3 protein-coding genes are annotated in these 817 nt (G+C 61.2%); all 3 read left to right on the top strand.

All coding sequences use genetic code 11. The annotated features are described in order from the left end of the window. The coding region (locus tag ACRBB0_RS26930) for a hypothetical protein (RefSeq protein ID WP_431377559.1) at nt 1–245 on the top strand (245 nt) is incomplete at its 5' end. A gap of 15 nt (nt 246–260) precedes the next feature. After that, nucleotides 261–557: a hypothetical protein gene (locus ACRBB0_RS26925; RefSeq protein ID WP_431377558.1), complete on the top strand. Its 297-nt coding sequence runs from the start codon at nt 261–263 to the stop codon at nt 555–557. Further along, the coding region (locus ACRBB0_RS26920) for a hypothetical protein (protein ID WP_431377557.1) at nt 550–817 on the top strand (268 nt) is incomplete at its 3' end. The genes ACRBB0_RS26925 and ACRBB0_RS26920, both read left to right, overlap by 8 nt.

Raw genomic sequence — 817 nt, 5'->3', positions numbered from 1 at the left:
CTCAGATCACGATCAACAATGACGCGCGGGGCGAACTGATCGCGGCCCATCCTGACCACCATATCGATCAGATGCAGGCCATGTGGGATGACGTGACAGGCGCGGACACCGCCGCAGACCAAGCGGCACAAGCCACGGGTTATTGCCCGCCCAAGTATCTTGCTGACGACATCCACCGCAACAGCGCCGGTCAACTGATCGAGGCCACCGCAATGTTTGATTTTATCACCGCAAAGGGCTGGTGAGCAGAGGAGGCAGATATGCCAGAGAACCGAGATATTGAGTGCGCGGCGGGTCAATATACATTGTTGACCTCAAACGATGTGGCCGCATTGCGCGCGTTGAACCGAGGGGTCCATGCTGTCGATCTGGTTGCGACGGTCGATGCCAGCGAGCCGCTGAGCCGGGCCGGGTCGGTCAGATTGACGCCCGGTGCGCTTTTGCTGCCAGATGTGACGTTGGCGCTGTTGTGGCCTGGCGTGCCGGAGGCTGTGCGGGTCTGGGCGTTTGTGCCCGATCACATCGGTGCCGTGACGATCAGCGTGTCTCATGAGTGACCTCTTGGACAGCTTTTCTGGGCAGCGTGTTCAGAGCAATGTGCGGGGGCCAATGGCGGGCCGGGGCTTTGGGGGCACTATCTCGGGCTTTACACCGCCCATGTACGTTGTCCCCATTCTGGGCCAGTCAAACGCGGTTGGGCGGGCCGGGTTGGATGGGCTGCCCTATCACCCTGCGGGCGTGTTGCAATATGATCAGGCCGGGGCTTTGGTCGCGCCGACCACGCCGCTCGACCATCGCATCACCACATATTCCGATG

Origin of the sequence: Pelagimonas sp. (assembly GCF_050633425.1) — a bacterium.
GTDB lineage: Bacteria > Pseudomonadota > Alphaproteobacteria > Rhodobacterales > Rhodobacteraceae > Pelagimonas.
Note: the sequence above shows the minus strand (reverse complement) of the source record. Positions and strands in the feature narration are given on the sequence as shown.